Source organism: Orbaceae bacterium lpD02 (assembly GCA_036251875.1).
Classification (GTDB): Bacteria; Pseudomonadota; Gammaproteobacteria; order Enterobacterales; family Orbaceae; genus Orbus; species Orbus sturtevantii.
Window position 1 is genome coordinate 2,015,106 of the sequence record CP133960.1, and the last position, 16,169, is coordinate 2,031,274.

The 16,169-nt window shown below is 37.1% G+C and carries 12 protein-coding genes; 8 read left to right on the top strand and 4 right to left on the bottom strand.

Annotation, left to right across the window (positions count from 1 at the left end; genetic code table 11):
• The first annotated feature begins 47 nt into the window (after positions 1–47).
• Together ptsI and crr are read left to right on the top strand one after the other, a co-directional pair.
• Entirely contained in the window at positions 48–1,775 is a 1,728-nt protein-coding gene (gene ptsI / locus RHO12_08795; protein WVD65476.1) for a phosphoenolpyruvate-protein phosphotransferase PtsI, read from the top strand.
• 12 nt (positions 1,776–1,787) lie between these two features.
• A complete protein-coding gene (crr, locus tag RHO12_08800) occupies positions 1,788–2,291 on the top strand; it encodes a PTS glucose transporter subunit IIA (GenBank protein WVD65477.1) in 504 nt (167 codons plus the stop codon).
• Between the two features lie 61 nt (positions 2,292–2,352).
• On the opposite strand, the gene RHO12_08805 is transcribed toward crr, so the two are convergent.
• From RHO12_08805 to pgi, 3 genes are all read right to left on the bottom strand, one after another.
• Positions 2,353–3,297 (bottom strand): IS3 family transposase, encoded by a 945-nt coding sequence (locus RHO12_08805; protein ID WVD67392.1) that lies wholly within the window; start codon positions 3,295–3,297, stop codon positions 2,353–2,355.
• Positions 3,195–3,701: a helix-turn-helix domain-containing protein gene (locus RHO12_08810; protein WVD65478.1), complete on the bottom strand. Its 507-nt coding sequence runs from the start codon at positions 3,699–3,701 to the stop codon at positions 3,195–3,197. The genes RHO12_08805 and RHO12_08810 overlap by 103 nt, the downstream gene beginning before the upstream one ends.
• A 70-nt stretch (positions 3,702–3,771) precedes the next feature.
• A complete protein-coding gene (pgi, locus tag RHO12_08815; GenBank protein WVD65479.1) occupies positions 3,772–5,421 on the bottom strand; it encodes a glucose-6-phosphate isomerase in 1,650 nt (549 codons plus the stop codon).
• A 409-nt stretch (positions 5,422–5,830) separates the two neighbouring features.
• Here pgi and nirB point away from each other — a divergent pair, with 409 nt between their 5' ends.
• The 3 genes from nirB to cysG all read left to right on the top strand — a co-directional run bounded on the left by nirB (position 5,831) and on the right by cysG (position 10,184).
• The gene (nirB, locus tag RHO12_08820) at positions 5,831–8,359 is read left to right on the top strand and encodes a nitrite reductase large subunit NirB (GenBank protein ID WVD65480.1); all 2,529 of its coding nucleotides are present in this window, start codon (positions 5,831–5,833) and stop codon (positions 8,357–8,359) included.
• Complete coding sequence (gene nirD, locus RHO12_08825) at positions 8,356–8,688, top strand: nitrite reductase small subunit NirD (protein ID WVD65481.1); 333 nt, start codon at positions 8,356–8,358, stop codon at positions 8,686–8,688. The genes nirB and nirD overlap by 4 nt, the downstream gene beginning before the upstream one ends.
• Positions 8,689–8,810: 122 nt before the next feature.
• Positions 8,811–10,184: a siroheme synthase CysG gene (gene cysG, locus RHO12_08830; protein ID WVD65482.1), complete on the top strand. Its 1,374-nt coding sequence runs from the start codon at positions 8,811–8,813 to the stop codon at positions 10,182–10,184.
• Positions 10,185–10,720: 536 nt separating this feature from the next.
• Here the strand turns inward: cysG and RHO12_08835 are convergent.
• Complete coding sequence (locus RHO12_08835) at positions 10,721–12,529, bottom strand: hypothetical protein (protein ID WVD65483.1); 1,809 nt, start codon at positions 12,527–12,529, stop codon at positions 10,721–10,723.
• Positions 12,530–12,896: 367 nt separating this feature from the next.
• Here RHO12_08835 and RHO12_08840 point away from each other — a divergent pair, with 367 nt between their 5' ends.
• The 3 genes from RHO12_08840 to pdxA all read left to right on the top strand — a co-directional run bounded on the left by RHO12_08840 (position 12,897) and on the right by pdxA (position 16,121).
• Positions 12,897–13,655, top strand: coding sequence for a DeoR/GlpR family DNA-binding transcription regulator (locus RHO12_08840; protein WVD65484.1), 759 nt, complete (start codon positions 12,897–12,899; stop codon positions 13,653–13,655).
• Positions 13,656–13,770: 115 nt separating this feature from the next.
• On the top strand, positions 13,771–15,075 hold the full coding sequence (locus RHO12_08845; protein WVD65485.1) for a four-carbon acid sugar kinase family protein: 1,305 nt from the start codon (positions 13,771–13,773) through the stop codon (positions 15,073–15,075).
• 44 nt (positions 15,076–15,119) lie between these two features.
• On the top strand, positions 15,120–16,121 hold the full coding sequence (gene pdxA, locus RHO12_08850) for a 4-hydroxythreonine-4-phosphate dehydrogenase PdxA (protein WVD65486.1): 1,002 nt from the start codon (positions 15,120–15,122) through the stop codon (positions 16,119–16,121).
• The last annotated feature ends 48 nt before the right edge of the window (positions 16,122–16,169 follow it).

The window sequence follows — 16,169 nt, forward strand, 5'->3', positions numbered from 1 at the left end:
TAAAAATATTAGATTTCTGTCATACCATCAGATAAGGATTAATAATTATGGTTTCAGGTATACTCGTTTCTCCAGGTATTGCATTTGCAAAGGCCTTATTACTAAAAGAAGATGAAATTGTTCTAAACACTAGACCAATTGCAGATAATAAAATTGATGCAGAAATTACTCGCTTTAAAGAGGCACGCCAAAAATCAAGTGAACAACTAAGTGCAATCATGGAGCGAGCAAAAGCCACTTTAGGTGAAGATAAAGCGGCAATTTTTGAAGGTCACATCATGCTATTAGAAGATGAAGACTTAGAAGGCGAAGTTATTAATCGTATTAAAACCAAGCATTCATCCGCTGACTCAGCTGTCCATTCAGTATTTGAAGCGCAAGCGAAAGAGCTAGAAGGTTTAGATGATGAATATTTGAAAGAGCGTGCTGCTGATATCCGCGATATTGGTAAACGCTTATTGAAAAATGTGCTTGGCATGGAAATTGTTGATTTAAGCGCTATCTATGAGCCTTGTGTTCTGGTTGCGACTGATTTAACCCCGTCAGAAACGGCACAACTTAACCTTGATATGGTACTTGGCTTTATTACTGATTTTGGTGGCCGCACATCCCACACTTCAATCATGGCTCGTTCACTAGAAGTTCCTGCTATTGTTGGTACCTCTAATGCGACTAAAAAAATCAAACAAGGTGACAATATCATTTTAGATGCGATTAATAATAAAATTTATCTAAATCCAGATGATAAAACCACCGAGAAACTTAAACAAGTTCAAAAACAGTATCTTTCAGACAAGGAAGAGCTGGCTAAATTAAAGGATTTACCTGCGATAACGTTAGATGGTCATCAAGTAGAAGTATGTGCCAATATAGGTACGGTGCGTGATATAGCTGGTGCAGATCGTAATGGTTATGAAGGTGTTGGACTTTACCGGACCGAATTCTTATTTATGGATCGTGATGCCTATCCAAATGAAGATGAGCAATTTAAAGCCTACAAAGAAGTTGCAGAAGCCGCAAATGGGCTATCCGTTATTGTTCGTACCATGGACATTGGCGGTGATAAAGATGTCCCTTATATGCACTTACCAAAAGAAGAAAATCCGTTTTTAGGCTGGCGAGCAATTCGTATTGCTATGGATAAAAAAGATATTTTACACACTCAGTTGCGTGCTATTTTGCGAGCATCCGTATTTGGTAAATTACGTATAATGTTCCCAATGATTATTTCTGTTGAAGAAGTTAGAGTACTGAAATCGGAGCTTAATATTCTTAAAGAGCAACTGCGAGCAGAAAATAAAAAATTTGATGAAAAAATTGAAGTGGGCGTTATGGTTGAAACGCCTGCAGCAGCAGTTATTGCTCATCATTTAGCAGAAGAAGTAGATTTCTTAAGCATAGGCACTAATGACTTAACACAGTACACATTAGCAGTTGACCGCGGTAATGAGCTAATTTCACATCTTTATAATCCGATGTCGCCATCGGTATTAGGATTAATTAAACGTGTTATTGACGCATCGCATGAAGCAGGTAAATGGACGGGAATGTGTGGCGAGTTAGGAGGGGATGAAAAAGCGACGGTACTATTACTTGGTATGGGATTAGATGAGTTTAGTATGAGTGCAATTTCAATTCCTAAAATTAAAAAAATTATTCGTAACACTAATTTCAGCGAAGCAAAAAAACTAGCGGATGAAGCTTTACAAAAAGCGACAGCAAAAGAAATTAGTGACTTACTCGAAAAATTTACAACTGAAAAGCAAGTTTGCTAGCAGGAGATAACTATGGGTTTATTCGATAAATTAAAACAACTTGTTTCTGATGATGATCAGAATTATATTGAAATTTTAGCACCAATCTCTGGTGAGATCGTTAAAATCGAAGATGTACCCGATGTCGTTTTTGCAGAGAAAATTGTGGGCGATGGTGTTGCAATCAAGCCAACGGGGAATAAAATTGTTGCACCATTATCAGGTAAAATTGGTAAAATTTTTGAAACGAATCATGCCTTCGCAATAGAATCTGATGATGGAATTGAATTATTTGTTCATTTTGGGATCGATACCGTTGAACTAAAAGGCGAAGGTTTTAAACGAATTGCTGAAGAAGGACAACAAGTCAAAGCTGGAGAGCCGATTATTGAGTTTGATTTAGCTTTTCTTGAAGGTAAGGCCAAATCGGTTCTCACTCCTGTTGTTATTTCTAATATGGACAGTATTCATGAGCTGATTAAGCTTTCAGGAGCCGCCGAAGAAGGCAAAACAGCAATTATGAAGGTAAAAAAATAGCCGGCTTGCTCGATAAAAAAACCGCCATTTTGAAGTGACCCCCAATAGTTGGACACTTTGGTTAAGTAGCTCGTAAGGTCTGGTTTCGGTATTCTACCGGAGTCAGGCCGTTTAATTTAACTTTAATCCGTTTCGTGTTGTAGTATTCTATATATTCTTCTATTTTTTCAATCAATTCATCGGCATCTTTAAAATGTTGCCCATGATACATTTCTGATTTTAATAGTCCAAAAAAGTTTTCAGCAACAGCATTATCTAAGCAATTTCCTTTTCTCGACATACTTTGCTTTATACCATTATCAGCGAGTTGCTTCTGATAAATGGGATTTCTATATTGCCAGCCTTGGTCACTATGTAGTAAGAGCCTTTGTTTGTTTTTTAATCGTGACAGTCCTTTTTTAAGCATATCGGTGACTAAAGTCAACCGTGCATTTTTAGCTATACTATAAGCAATCACTTCTTGGTTGTATAAATCAATAATGGGCGATAGATAAATTTTCTGTTCACTTACTTTAAATTCTGTGACATCGGTTACCCATTTTTTATTCGGTTTTGAAACGTTAAATTTTCTTTTAAGATGATTGGGGGCTGCTTTACCTATCTCACCACGATAAGAGCGATACTTTTTGACCCTTACTGTCGATTTAAGATTAAGCTCTCCCATTAATCGCTGTACTGTTTTATGATTGAGCTGACTCCCTTCATTCATTAAAGCTAAATGAACACGGCGATAACCATAACGTCCTTTATGTTCATGGTAAATCGCTTCAATACGCTTTAATTCCTTCTCATAAGGAGATGGCTCTTTCAACCTGTTAACATGATAATAAAATACACTTTTTGCCAGCTGTGTTACTGACAGCAAATACTTTAAAGGATGTTGAGATTTAAGTGCTAAAACAACTAACGTTTTTTCTTTGTTTGTTGACGTTTTGTTTGTCTTAGCTCCTCCAACTTTTTTAGAACAGCGTTTTCCGCTTGTAAATAAGTTATCTCTTCTTTTAATTCTTCAACTGTTTTTTCATCATTACAATGAGTCGATGCAATACGTGATGGCTTCATGGATAGTCTTCCTCTAGATTGATGTGCAAGCTCGACGAATCCTTTTTCACGGTATCTATTAAGCCAAGCTGACAAAATCCCTGGCGAGACTAAATTAAGCATGGCACTCGTGTACCTGAGAGACCAGTCATTTGCCCACATTAACTCCAGCGCTTGTAATCTTGCTTGCGCATCACGTAAATGCGATGTTGGTTGAAAAGAGTCATTACTATGAATCGCGACCACTTGCCCCCAATACCTTATTTGGCTAGAACATATAGAATATTTTTTCGAAAGTATTTCCGATGATACTCCTGATAAGAATTCATTAGCAATGCTAATTTTTAAATTTCGACTGTATTTTGACATAAAAAGACCCCCAGTAATTGGTTGTCCAACTATTGGGGGTCACTTCAATTTGGCGGTTTTTTTAATACATTTATCGCCATGATTTATAGCGATTAATTAGACCATTCGTTGAACTGTCGTGTGACACGATAGCTTTATCGTTTTGCAGCTCTGGCAATATACGCCCAGCTAATTGTTTACCTAGCTCAACACCCCATTGATCAAAGCTGAAAATATTCCAAATAACCCCTTGAGTAAAGATTTTGTGTTCGTAAATAGCAATTAACGCGCCAAGCGTATAAGGTGTTATCTCTTTAACTAAAAGTGAATTAGTTGGGCGATTACCTTCAAATACTTTAAATGGCACAATTGCACTCATATCTTCAAGCTTTTTACCCGCAGAAATAAATTCTTGCTCAACGACTTGTTTAGTTTTACCAAAAGCCAGTGCTTCGGTTTGAGCGAAAAAGTTAGACAGAAGTTTTTCGTGGTGATCATTTAATGGATTATGGCTAATTGCAGGTGCAATAAAATCACATGGAATCAGTTTAGTACCTTGGTGAATGAGTTGATAAAACGCATGTTGACCATTAGTACCTGGCTCACCCCAAATGACCGGTCCAGTTGAGTAGCTAACTTTATCGCCATTACGATCAACGTATTTACCGTTAGATTCCATATTTCCTTGCTGAAAGTAAGCAGCAAATCGATGCATATATTGATCATAAGGTAGAATTGTTTCGGTTTCTGCGCCAAAAAAATTGTTATACCATATATTTATTAACGCTAAAATAAGTGGAATATTTTGTTCTGCAGGCGCTTGGCTAAAGTGTTTATCAACATCATGTGCACCAGCTAATAGCTGTTTAAAGTTTTCAAAGCCGATAGATAATACGATTGATAAGCCAATTGCTGACCACAATGAGTATCGCCCACCAACCCAATCCCAAAATTCAAACATATTGGCGGTATCAATCCCAAATTTAGCAACTTCCTTCGTATTGGTCGATAGTGCAACAAAATGCTTAGCCACAGCGGTATCATCTTGTGCTGATTTAAGTAACCAATCTCTTGCACTTTGTGCATTGGTCATAGTTTCTTGTGTTGTGAATGTTTTTGAAGCAACTAAAAATAGTGTTGTTTCTGGGTTAACCTTTTTTAGTGTTTCAACCATCTGTGTGCCATCAATATTAGACACAAAATGCATCGTTAAATGGTTTTTGTAAGGCCGTAATGCTTCAGTCACCATGAATGGGCCTAAATCAGAACCGCCAATACCGATATTAACCACATCGGTGATTGCTTTACCCGTGTAGCCCTTCCATTCACCAGCAATTACTCTGTTACTAAAAGACTCCATTTTATTCAGTACCGCATTAACATCATCCATAACATTCCTACCGTCAACGTAAATTGGCGTGTTAGAAAGATTGCGCAGTGCAACATGCAAAACCGCACGGTCTTCAGTTTGGTTAATTTTTTCACCACTGAACATTGATTTAATCGCTTCAGCCAACCCACAATCTCTCGCTAACGATTGTAATTTTTCCAGTGTTTCTTGCGTAATGAGATTTTTTGAATAATCAACAAAAATTTGCTCATTAAACGTTAAGGAAAATTTTTCTGCGCGGTTGGGGTCGCTATTGAAAAGTGATTTAATGCTTGTATCTTTGATATCTTCAAAATGCGTCTGTAATGATTTCCATGCATCGGTATGGGTCGGATTAACTGTTTTTAGCATAATATAACTCCTCTATATTGATAGAATAATAATATAACGCTGAGAAAAAGAATCAACCTTGTTGAGCATTTATTCTTGATACAAATTGCAGCAATAGTAAAAGCAGCTATTTTTTATACCGTAATGATATTTTAAGGCAAAATCATAACGAAAAATAATTTTTAGTTAATATGAAAAGTGAAATCTCCGCTTGTAAAAAATTTCATAGCGATTCTTAAAGATTGTAATTGAGCAATTAAGCAGTAAATTAGTGCTAAAAAATACTGAAAGTAATTAGCTTGTCTAATATTTTTTAATATACCTCAAAAGTAGTAATCCCTAAGAGTACTTATATTATACACAAGGTTACATACAATATAGTTAGTTAATAATTGATACATAAAGCTAAAAATTAAAACTGGAGTATTTTATGAGCAAAACTAATCTCGTTATTATCGGTAATGGGATGGTTGGGCATCGTTTTGTTGAAGAGCTAATCGAAAAAACACCGCCCGATCTATTCAATATTACAATTTTTTGTGAAGAGCCTCGAGTTGCATACGATCGAGTTCATCTTTCGTCGTATTTTTCTGGTCATACTGCTGAAGCATTATCTCTTGTTAATGAGGGGCTATACGCTAAATATAATATTAATATTTTAGTTGGTGAGAGTGCTATTTTAATTAATCGTCAACGTAAAGAGATTCATTCGCAGACAGGCCGCATTGTTACTTATGATAAATTAATTATTGCGACGGGATCTTATCCTTGGGTTCCGCCGATTAAGGGTGCAAATGGTGTTGACTGCTTTGTCTATAGAACAATTGAGGATCTTGATGCGATCAAAGAGTGCGCAAATCGAAGTAAAAGTGGCGCAGTGGTTGGCGGTGGTTTGCTTGGGTTAGAAGCTGCTGGTGCGGTTAAAAATTTGGGTATGCAAACGCATGTTATTGAGTTTGCCCCAGTATTAATGGCTGAACAATTGGATAACATGGGGGGAGAGCAGTTACGGCGCAAAATTGAAGAAATTGGCGTTGGTGTACATACTGGTAAAAATACTCAAGAAATCATTGATACAGCAAAAGGTAAACTGATGCGGTTTGCTGATGGCTCTACGCTAGAAGTTGATTTTATCGTATTTTCAACTGGTATCCGCCCTCACGATGAGCTGGCAAAATCTTGTGAGCTAGAGATTGGCGCGCGAGGGGGAATTATAATTAATGATTCTTGCCAAACATCTGATCCCGACATTTATGCAATAGGCGAGTGCGCTTGCTGGCAAGGTAAAATCTTTGGTTTAGTCGCACCTGGCTATAAGATGGCTCAAGTAGCTTTATCGCATTTAATGGGTGATAACACAAAATTTGAAGGCGCAGATATGAGCGCTAAATTAAAACTTATGGGTGTTGATGTCGGTAGCATTGGCGATGCTAAAGCGCGAGCTGCTGGTTGTCGTAGTTATGTTTATCTTGATGAAAGTATCCCTGTTTATAAAAGATTGGTTGTCTCCTGTGACAATAAGAAATTGCTCGGTGCAGTATTAGTTGGTGACACATCAGACTATAATAATTTGTTACAATTAATGCTTAATAGTATCGATTTACCTGAGCACCCTGACACGCTTATTCTGCCTTCTCATGCAGGAGCAAAGCCAGCGATGGGTGCTGATGCGCTTCCAGATAGCGCACAAATTTGCTCTTGTTTTGATGTGAGCAAGGCAAAAATTATTAATGCAATCCAGGCTGGTTGTCATACCCTTGCAGCAATTAAAGCAGAAACTAAAGCTGGTACAGGTTGTGGTGGCTGTATTCCATTAGTTGTACAAATTCTTAATCTTGAGCTAGCTAAGCAAGGTATCGAAGTTAGCCAAGCACTCTGTGAGCACTTTAAGTATTCACGCCAAGAGCTTTATCACTTAATTCGAGTTGAGGAATTAAAATCATTTGCAGATGTGATTCAAAAGCATGGTCAAGGCTATGGTTGCGAAATATGCAAACCAACAATTGCTTCTTTACTTGCTTCTTGTTGGAACGAATATATTCTTAAGCCCGATCTTGTACCATTACAAGAAACTAATGATATTTTTCTGGGTAATATTCAAAAAAATGGCACATATTCCATCATTCCTCGTAGTGCTGGTGGAGAGATCACTCCAGCAGGTTTAATTGCGATTGGCGAGATAGCCAAAAAATATAATTTGTACTGTAAAATTACGGGTTCGCAGCGAATCGGTCTGTTCGGCGCGCAAAAAGATGATCTACCTGCAATCTGGCAAGAACTAATCTTGGCTGGATTTGAAACAGGTCATGCCTATGCTAAAGCCTTGCGTATGGCCAAAAGCTGTGTTGGCAGTACGTGGTGCCGTTATGGAGTTGGTGATAGCGTCGGTTTAGGTGTTGAGTTAGAAAACCGTTATAAAGGGATCCGCGCACCGCATAAGTTTAAGCTGGGGGTTTCAGGCTGTACGCGTGAATGCGCTGAAGCTCAGGGTAAAGATATTGGTGTTATTGCAACAGAAAAAGGTTGGAATCTTTATGTGTGTGGTAATGGAGGAATGAAGCCACGGCATGCCGATTTATTGGCCGCCGATCTTGATAAAGTAACGCTGATTAAATATATTGATCGCTTTATTATGTTTTATATTCGCACGGCAGATAAGTTACAGCGCACATCGTTATGGCTTGAAAATATGGACGGTGGTATTGACTACTTACGCAGTATAATTATTGATGATAAGTTGTCGATTAATACCGAGCTAGAAAATGAAATCGCTCGTATTAGGAAATTAACTGTCTGCGAGTGGCGAGAAACAGTCAATAATCCAGCAAGCCAACGTCGTTTTGCTCATTTTATTAATAGCGACTTACGCGATGACAATGTACAAATTATCCCTGAACGCGATCAGCATCGCCCTGCAACCGCAGAAGAAAGAGAAAAAAGAACAGGAGAATGGATATGAGCCAATGGATAACGATTTGTAAATTCGATGATATTTTACCTGCAACGGGGGTTTGTGCTCTCGTTAACCAAGAGCATATTGCAATCTTTCGGCCCTATAATAACAATGAGCTTTATGCATTAAGTAATATAGATCCGTTTGCTAAAGCTAGCGTTTTATCTCGAGGTATTATTGCTGAGCATGATAATGACCTATGGGTAGCAAGCCCGCTTAAAAAGCAACGCTTTCGTCTAAAAGATGGTTATTGCTTTGACGATGAACAATACTCTATTGCTCACTATGAAGTAAAAGTAAGTGAAAATGGTTTTGTGCAGATAAAATCACACTAAAATTACTTTAGTCAATTAGATGCTAGGTTCCTCTAGCTAAGTATCTAAACCTAAATTAATCTATTCAATATTGACTTATAGTTTGTTAAATTAGAGTTACTATTGTTTCATGTTGAGGCTTTATGGATTACTTACCTATCTTTTGTAAACTTGAAAATCGAGCCTGCCTATTAGTGGGCGGGGGCGAAGTTGCAGAGCGTAAAGCTAGGCTTTTACTTGAAGCTGGCGCGAAAATAACTGTAAATGCAAAAGCGTTTAACGAGCAGTTCAAATGTTGGTTTACTCAAAAGCAGCTTGAACTAGTCTCTGGTGAATTTAACCCAACTTTACTGCAAGGCAAGTGGCTGGTTATTGCGGCAACAGATAATGATGAAATTAATCAAAAAATTAGCGAAGAAGCAGAGCAACGGCATCTTTTTTGTAATGTCGTCGATTCACCAAAATCAGCTAGCTTTATCATGCCATCTATTATTGACCGCTCGCCCATTATTGTTGCGGTATCATCAGCAGGTAGAGCACCAGTCTTGGCTCGTTTATTAAGAGAAAAGTTAGAAGCTATTTTGCCCTATCACTTAGGTCAACTAGCCAACTACGCCGGTTATTTACGGAAAAAAGTAAAAGCAACCTATAAAACAATTACAGAAAGGCGCCGTTTTTGGGAAAAGCTATTTGCACATGATCGCTTAGCACAATCTTTAGCAAACAACGATTCCGAGCAGGTTGATAGGCTAACACAGTTACTATTTGACGAGCCTGTTGCCGATCGAGGGGAAGTTGTTTTGGTTGGTGCGGGTCCAGGTGATCCAGGGTTATTAACCTTAAAAGGATTACAACAAATTCAGCAGGCCGATATTATTGTTTATGATAGGTTAGTGTCTGACGGAGTTATGAATTTAACTCGGCGTGATGCTGAGCGGGTATTCGTCGGTAAACGAGCAGGTTTTCACTGTGTTCCACAAGAGCAGATTAATCAAATGCTACTTGAACAAGCCAAAAAAGGTAAACGTGTTGTTAGATTAAAAGGGGGAGATCCATTTATTTTTGGTCGAGGAGGCGAGGAACTCGAAACGCTTTATAATGCTCGTATTCCTTTTTCGGTTGTTCCAGGAATTACCGCTGCGTCTGGCTGCTCTGCTTATAGTGGTATTCCGTTAACCCATCGAGATTATGCGTATAGTGTACGATTGGTTACGAGTCACTTAAAAGATGGTAGTAACCTTGATTGGCAAAGCCTTGCTGCGGATAAGCAGACCTTAGTCTTTTACATGGGTTTATCACAAGCAGAAAATATCCAAAAACAGCTAATTTTACATGGCATGGAAGTGAACACACCTGCTGCGATTATTGAGGAAGGAACGACCACAAAACAAAACGTTATCAGCGGTTCACTACGAGAATTATCTGATATGGCACTACACGCTCGCAGTCCAAGTATTATTATTATTGGTCCTGTTGTCGCGCTGCGACAAAAGCTCAATTGGTTTAGCTACGACTAATGAAAAATATGCTCAATAGTATTAGAGCATATTTCAGCCTTTATGTTATTTAATCTTGCTTTTCTGATTTTATGTCTATTGCCAGTACAGATCATTAGTTATTAGTCAATTTTAGTAAATCCGTTATGCGGAGCACTACAACCACAGCGGTTTTATCATTGCTAACAGATAGCATAGAGAGTTTATTATATCGATTCAGTTATAACAACATGTTGGAAATAAGCTTATCAAGGTTTGTTAAGCATATTTAATCATATTCTGTTTTCAATACACCATCTATTCTTGTTAAGTTCTGTTTTAAGGCAATAGCAATACACCTATCTCTCTTTTGCTGCAAAATTATTTATATTCGCCAGCAATTTCTATAAGAAATATGTCAAAGTATGACTATAACATTTATCAATTATTGAATTATCGGATGTAAGGCGCGCTGTTATAGCAAGGTAGCATACTAGATAGCTAAATGTACTCGACTATTTAATTTAGATATAAAATATAAATAGCCGAGTTATTTAATTTAATGTCTTAAAGTAAAGTCAAAAAATAAAATCGATTACTAAAAGGTTATTTTTGTTTTTATATTGTACTTTTTTGAAGTTCGATATTTTTTTCTTCAATTTTATAATTAATTTTAAGTTACCTTGATCGGGTGTTATTTCAATCGATGAAATAGAGCCAGACACCTTTTTTATGCGATTATTTAGGCGGGCTACAACATCGGTGCTAACTAACATTTTATCAATAATTAACGTAAAAGAGTCATCACTATTTTGCGTAAGAGTATAGTTAACTGGTTTTAGGGACTCGATAACAAAGCGAGAGTTATTTTTATTATCCCCAATACGTAAATCAACAATGTCATTATTGAGACTATTAGCCGTACTAGCTTGATTGGTGTTGGTACCGTTTTTGACCTTGAGCTTGACCTTATTGTTGGTAGCGGTAGATGCGACTTGTGTTTTTGCTGATGCTGACGATGGTTTAGTCTCTACTGTTTTTTGCGTAGCAATTTGCGCTTTTAAGTTAGCTAGGTTGTCTTGCGCTTTTTTATATCCTTGCGCAGCAGCCTTTTCAAACCAATATAGTGCTTTGTCTTGATCTGCCTTTAAGTTGCCAAAACCCGTTTGGTAAGCTAAACCTAAATTATTTTGTGCCGGCGTATATCCTTTAACTGCTGCTTTTTCATAAAAAGAGATGGCTTTAAATGTATCTTGCTCGACGCCTTTACCGCTAGCGTAGAAAACACCTAAACTATTTTGCGCTGACGGATCATCTTGTTCTGCTGCTTTTTCATACCATTCAAGTGATTTTTTGTAATCTGGAGCTTCTAAACCTAAGCCTTGTTGATACATCAAGCCAAGTACGGTTTGTGCGGGGATATAACCTTCATTTGCTGCTTTTTCATACCATAAATAAGCTTCGGGGTAGTTTTGTTTTGCGCCTTGACCGTTAGCATACATATAGCCAACTGTTGCCATCGAGATAAGATCCCCCTGCTCAGCAGATTTTTTATACCAATACAGCGCTTGTTGGTAGTCTTGTGCAAGTTTATCGCCTTTATAGTACATATTGGCTAGCTGATTTTGAGCATAATCCTGTCCTTGATTTGCTGCTTTTTCGTACCATTCTTGCGCTAATTTATAATCAGGTGCAACGTGCTTACCATCGGTATAAATAAAACCAAGTGTATTTTGAGCATTACTATCGTTATTTTCAGCAGCTTGGTTCAATAATACTAGACCTTTGTCAAAGTCTTGTTCTAGCCCAACACCATTCACATACATTAAAGCTAGGTGGTATTGTGCGGGAGCATAGTTTTGCTGAGCTGATTTTTCTAATAATTCTTTGGCTTTATCATAATTACGTTCAACACCATCTCCCTCGAAGTACAACGCCCCTAAATAGTATTGTGCTAATATATGATTTTGGTTAGCCGCTTTTTCTAGCCATGATAAACCTTGTTGATAAATAGCTTTATTATCTTTATTATCTAATAGCATTAAACCGAAAGAATACTGACCATCAGCGTAATTATGTTCGGCTGAACGAGAAAAATATTCTAAAGTCGCGTTAAAATTACGCTCAACACCTTGGCCATTTGCGTACATTAATCCCGCTACATATTCTATTTCTCCTTCGCTATCTGGTATATTTATACAACGCTGAACAGCTTGATTGAAATTGCTACTTTTTAATCCTTCAAAATAAGCCGATAAACAAGTATCTACATTACTTTTTTCTTGGCTATTTACCGTTGTTGTATCTGACTGCTCAGTTATTTGAGAATTTTCTGCAAAAACATTACAACTAAAAATTAAAAAGAGACAAATAAAGTGTCGTTTCATCTAATACCCTTTCATACCCCTAGATATGATTGAAAACTATCATTCATAACGAAAAATAATTTAGCAAGTTACTCTAAATTCTATTTATTCTGAATATAAACATAATTCTAGTATTTTATTACTAGATAAGTTTAGTAACAACCCCTAATCCGTTCATTGTCGATACATTTTTCACCTAATTTAATCTTTATATTCATTTTTTTATCAATGTGCGCAAAATTTAACAAAATAGTGTTAACTGAATAAATAAAATCAGATTGACCTCACAATTGTTAAATCAAAATGTGAAAGTGTTAATTAATTAACGTAATTATTTGTAGATTGAAATTAGAATTTAACTCAATTAATAAAATATAAAAAGAGAGACATGATGATTCAAGAGTTACCAAGATATAAGCGTATTTTAGAATATTTAGATAAATATGATTTTGCTACCATCAATTCGTTATCGAATCTTTTTTCTGTTTCACACATGAGTGTTAGGCGTGATCTTAAGTATCTACAAGAAAAAGGTCTAGTTAACGTCTCTTATGGTGGGCAGATTAAGCGTAGTTTTTTAGCTTTAACCCCACTGTATGACGACAAACAAAGTCGCTTTTCAGAGAGTAAAAAGCGAATCGGGCAAATCGCAATGAGTTTACTGCAGCCAGGCATGGTGATATTTATCGATGGAGGAACGACAATGCGGGAGTTTTCTATCAACATTAATATTCCGCTCATTGTAATTACTCCTGATCTGCATGTCGCGATAGAACTTAGCCATAGAACAGAAGTTAAAACATTAATTTGCCCCGGTGAAATACAAGCTAGCAGTCTTGCAGCTTATAACACTCAAACCATGAAATATTTATCTGAACAAGTCATTGATTTGGCGTTTATAGGCGCAGATGGCTTTAGTTTAGATGACGGCGCATTGACGACTAATCAAATAAAAGCTGATTGTAAATGGATGGCGATTTCTCGCGCTGTTCAATCGGCATTATTAGTTGATAGCAGCAAGAACGGATTACGTTGTCGATACAAAATCGCAGGATTAGATTGCTTTAATTATATTGTTACTGAAAAAAAACTAACTGAAAAAATGGAGAAAACTCTTATAAGACAAGATACTAAATTAATTTATTAAATATTTTTAACTACTTTTAAATAAAAAAGAACAATAAAACTACTAGCTGAATGATAACACATTGCGCAGTCGTTAATAATTAAACCGTTGAAAAACATTGCTGTGGGAGCTAAATATGAAAGTAGCAGTTGTTGCAGATGATCTTACTGGTGCGAATGCAACCAGTGCATTATTAAGCAAAAAAGGATTTAAAGCCATTACTTGTTTAGAGAAGTTTCATGATGATTTGGTTGAGTTTGAAATTATCTCTTTTGCCACTGATTCCCGCTCTATTCCCTATAAAGAAGCTTACTCGCGGGTGGTTGACTGTATCGAACAATTTAAAAAATATAAACCGTTAATTAGTAAACGGATCGACTCAACTCTGCGTGGTAATTTAGGTGCAGAAGTTGATGCCGTTATAGATCATAACCCAGATTTAATGGCACTAGTGGTACCGGTATATCCATCGAGTGATCGGATCTGCGTTGGTGGTTCATTATTAGTAAATGGCATTCCGTTACAAAATACGGCGATGCGTAATGACCCAAAGAATCCTATGACAGAATCATCAATTTTAGAGTTGTTCCATTGCCAGTCCCGTTATCCAATAACACATGTTCCCTTAAAAGAGGTACTTGAAGGACAACAGCGCATTGAAAAAAAACTTAAGCAAATATATCAACAAGGAGGTCGCGTCGTTATTTTTGATGCAACAACAGATATTGACATTAATGTTATTGCACAAGCAGCTGAAAATACAAAATTGCCCGTATTTTGTGTCGATCCCGGACCATTTACCGCGCAATTTGCCCACCTCCGTTATTCATCTGAACGAACAATGGCAAATAAAGTGTTTATTGCTATTGGTAGCGTGTCTGATTTAACTCAGCGCCAAATAAAAAAATTAAAATATGATAGAAAAATTTGGTTAGAAACAATCGCAGTGCAGCAACTAATCGATATTGCTCGTGATAGTAAAAACGCTAAGCCTATTGTTGATAAATTGTTAGTGAAATTAGCTCAGTTTGACTTAATTGGCCTTGATACCGTCGAGACCCCAGCGGATGTATGCGATTTAGGCCGTATTGCTGAAAAAAACAATATGACCATTACTGAAGCGAGTTCATCCTTAAATAAAGGAATTGCAGAGATTACAGGGCAAGTTTTACTTAATCCTAATTCACCGATTAGAGCGTTATACACTAGCGGTGGCGATGTGACAGTAAGCGTGGTTAATCGTGTTGGTAGCAGTGGATTTTTATTAAAAGATGAAGTTGAACCTTTAGCGGTGTATGGGCATCTAGTTGGGGGAAAATGCAACGGTTATGCGATTGTAACTAAAGGCGGATTTGTTGGCAATGATAATACATTAGTCCATTGTATTGATTATCTCACTACAAAAGTTTCATCCTATGAATCGCCCTCTATAACCATTTGATTAGTAAATAAAAAATCACTTTAATAATAAAAAAGGAGTAGAAAATGAAGAATCGTTGTCTAATTGGCGTGCCTATGGGTGATCCTGCGGGTATTGGTCCTGAGATTGTAGTAAAAAGCCTTGCTGCACCAGAAACCTATCAATATGGCTGCATTGTTGTTGCGGGTGATAAGAAAATACTTGCTGACGCTAGTGAGTTTTCGGGTGTTAATCTTACGATAAATATTATTAATGATCTATCACAAATTCAAGATAAACAAGGTGTTATTAACTTAATTGAGTGTGGTGACTTAAATTATGACACGTTTAAAAATGGTCAGATTGAAGGTCAATGTGGTAAAGCCGCTTTTGAATATATTAAAAAAATCACGACATTAGCGATGACTCGTAAACTTGATGCAATAGCAACTACCCCGATTAATAAAGAATCATTAAAAGCAGGGCAAGTTAACTATATTGGACATACCGAGATTTTAGCCGATCTAACGCATACGAAAGATCCATTAACGATGTTTCAGGTAAGAGACTTACGTGTCTTTTTCTTAACCCGCCATTTATCGTTAGTGAACGCAATCCAATCGTTAACCCCACAGAGAGTGTGTGATTATGCCATACGTTGCCATGACGCATTAATTAAACTAGGTATCGATAATCCTAAAATGACCGTTGCGGGCATTAATCCTCATTGTGGTGAGCATGGGCTATTCGGCCATGAAGATGATGATGTGTTACTTCCGGGAATTGAAATGGCAAGGCAAAAAGGTATCAATATTAATGGGCCAAAACCCGCTGATAGTGTTTTTTATTTTGCGCTTGATGGTGGATACGATGCGGTATTATCCCCTTACCATGATCAGGGGCACATTGCGACCAAAATGGTCGATTTTCATCGAACGATTTCAATAACTAACGGTATGCCAATACTTAGGACTTCGGTTGATCATGGCACAGCTAATGATATTGCTGGAAAGGGGATTGCTAATCCAGTTAGTTTAATTGAAGCAATACGGCTAGCAGCGCTTTACGCACCAAGTTTCAAATACTAAGCACTATTTTATCTATTGTACTGATATTTGGGCGTTGTTTTACAACGC

Excerpts from the sequence above, each read along its gene's own strand:
- ptsI (WVD65476.1), top strand. The coding sequence starts at position 48 with ATGGTTTCAGGTATACTCGTTTCTCCAGGTATTGCATTTGCAAAGGCC.
- crr (WVD65477.1), top strand. The coding sequence starts at position 1,788 with ATGGGTTTATTCGATAAATTAAAACAACTTGTTTCTGATGATGATCAG.
- RHO12_08810 (WVD65478.1), bottom strand. The coding sequence starts at position 3,701 with ATGTCAAAATACAGTCGAAATTTAAAAATTAGCATTGCTAATGAATTC.
- pgi (WVD65479.1), bottom strand. The coding sequence starts at position 5,421 with ATGCTAAAAACAGTTAATCCGACCCATACCGATGCATGGAAATCATTA.
- nirB (WVD65480.1), top strand. The coding sequence starts at position 5,831 with ATGAGCAAAACTAATCTCGTTATTATCGGTAATGGGATGGTTGGGCAT.
- nirD (WVD65481.1), top strand. The coding sequence starts at position 8,356 with ATGAGCCAATGGATAACGATTTGTAAATTCGATGATATTTTACCTGCA.
- cysG (WVD65482.1), top strand. The coding sequence starts at position 8,811 with ATGGATTACTTACCTATCTTTTGTAAACTTGAAAATCGAGCCTGCCTA.
- RHO12_08835 (WVD65483.1), bottom strand. The coding sequence starts at position 12,529 with ATGAAACGACACTTTATTTGTCTCTTTTTAATTTTTAGTTGTAATGTT.
- RHO12_08840 (WVD65484.1), top strand. The coding sequence starts at position 12,897 with ATGATGATTCAAGAGTTACCAAGATATAAGCGTATTTTAGAATATTTA.
- RHO12_08845 (WVD65485.1), top strand. The coding sequence starts at position 13,771 with ATGAAAGTAGCAGTTGTTGCAGATGATCTTACTGGTGCGAATGCAACC.
- pdxA (WVD65486.1), top strand. The coding sequence starts at position 15,120 with ATGAAGAATCGTTGTCTAATTGGCGTGCCTATGGGTGATCCTGCGGGT.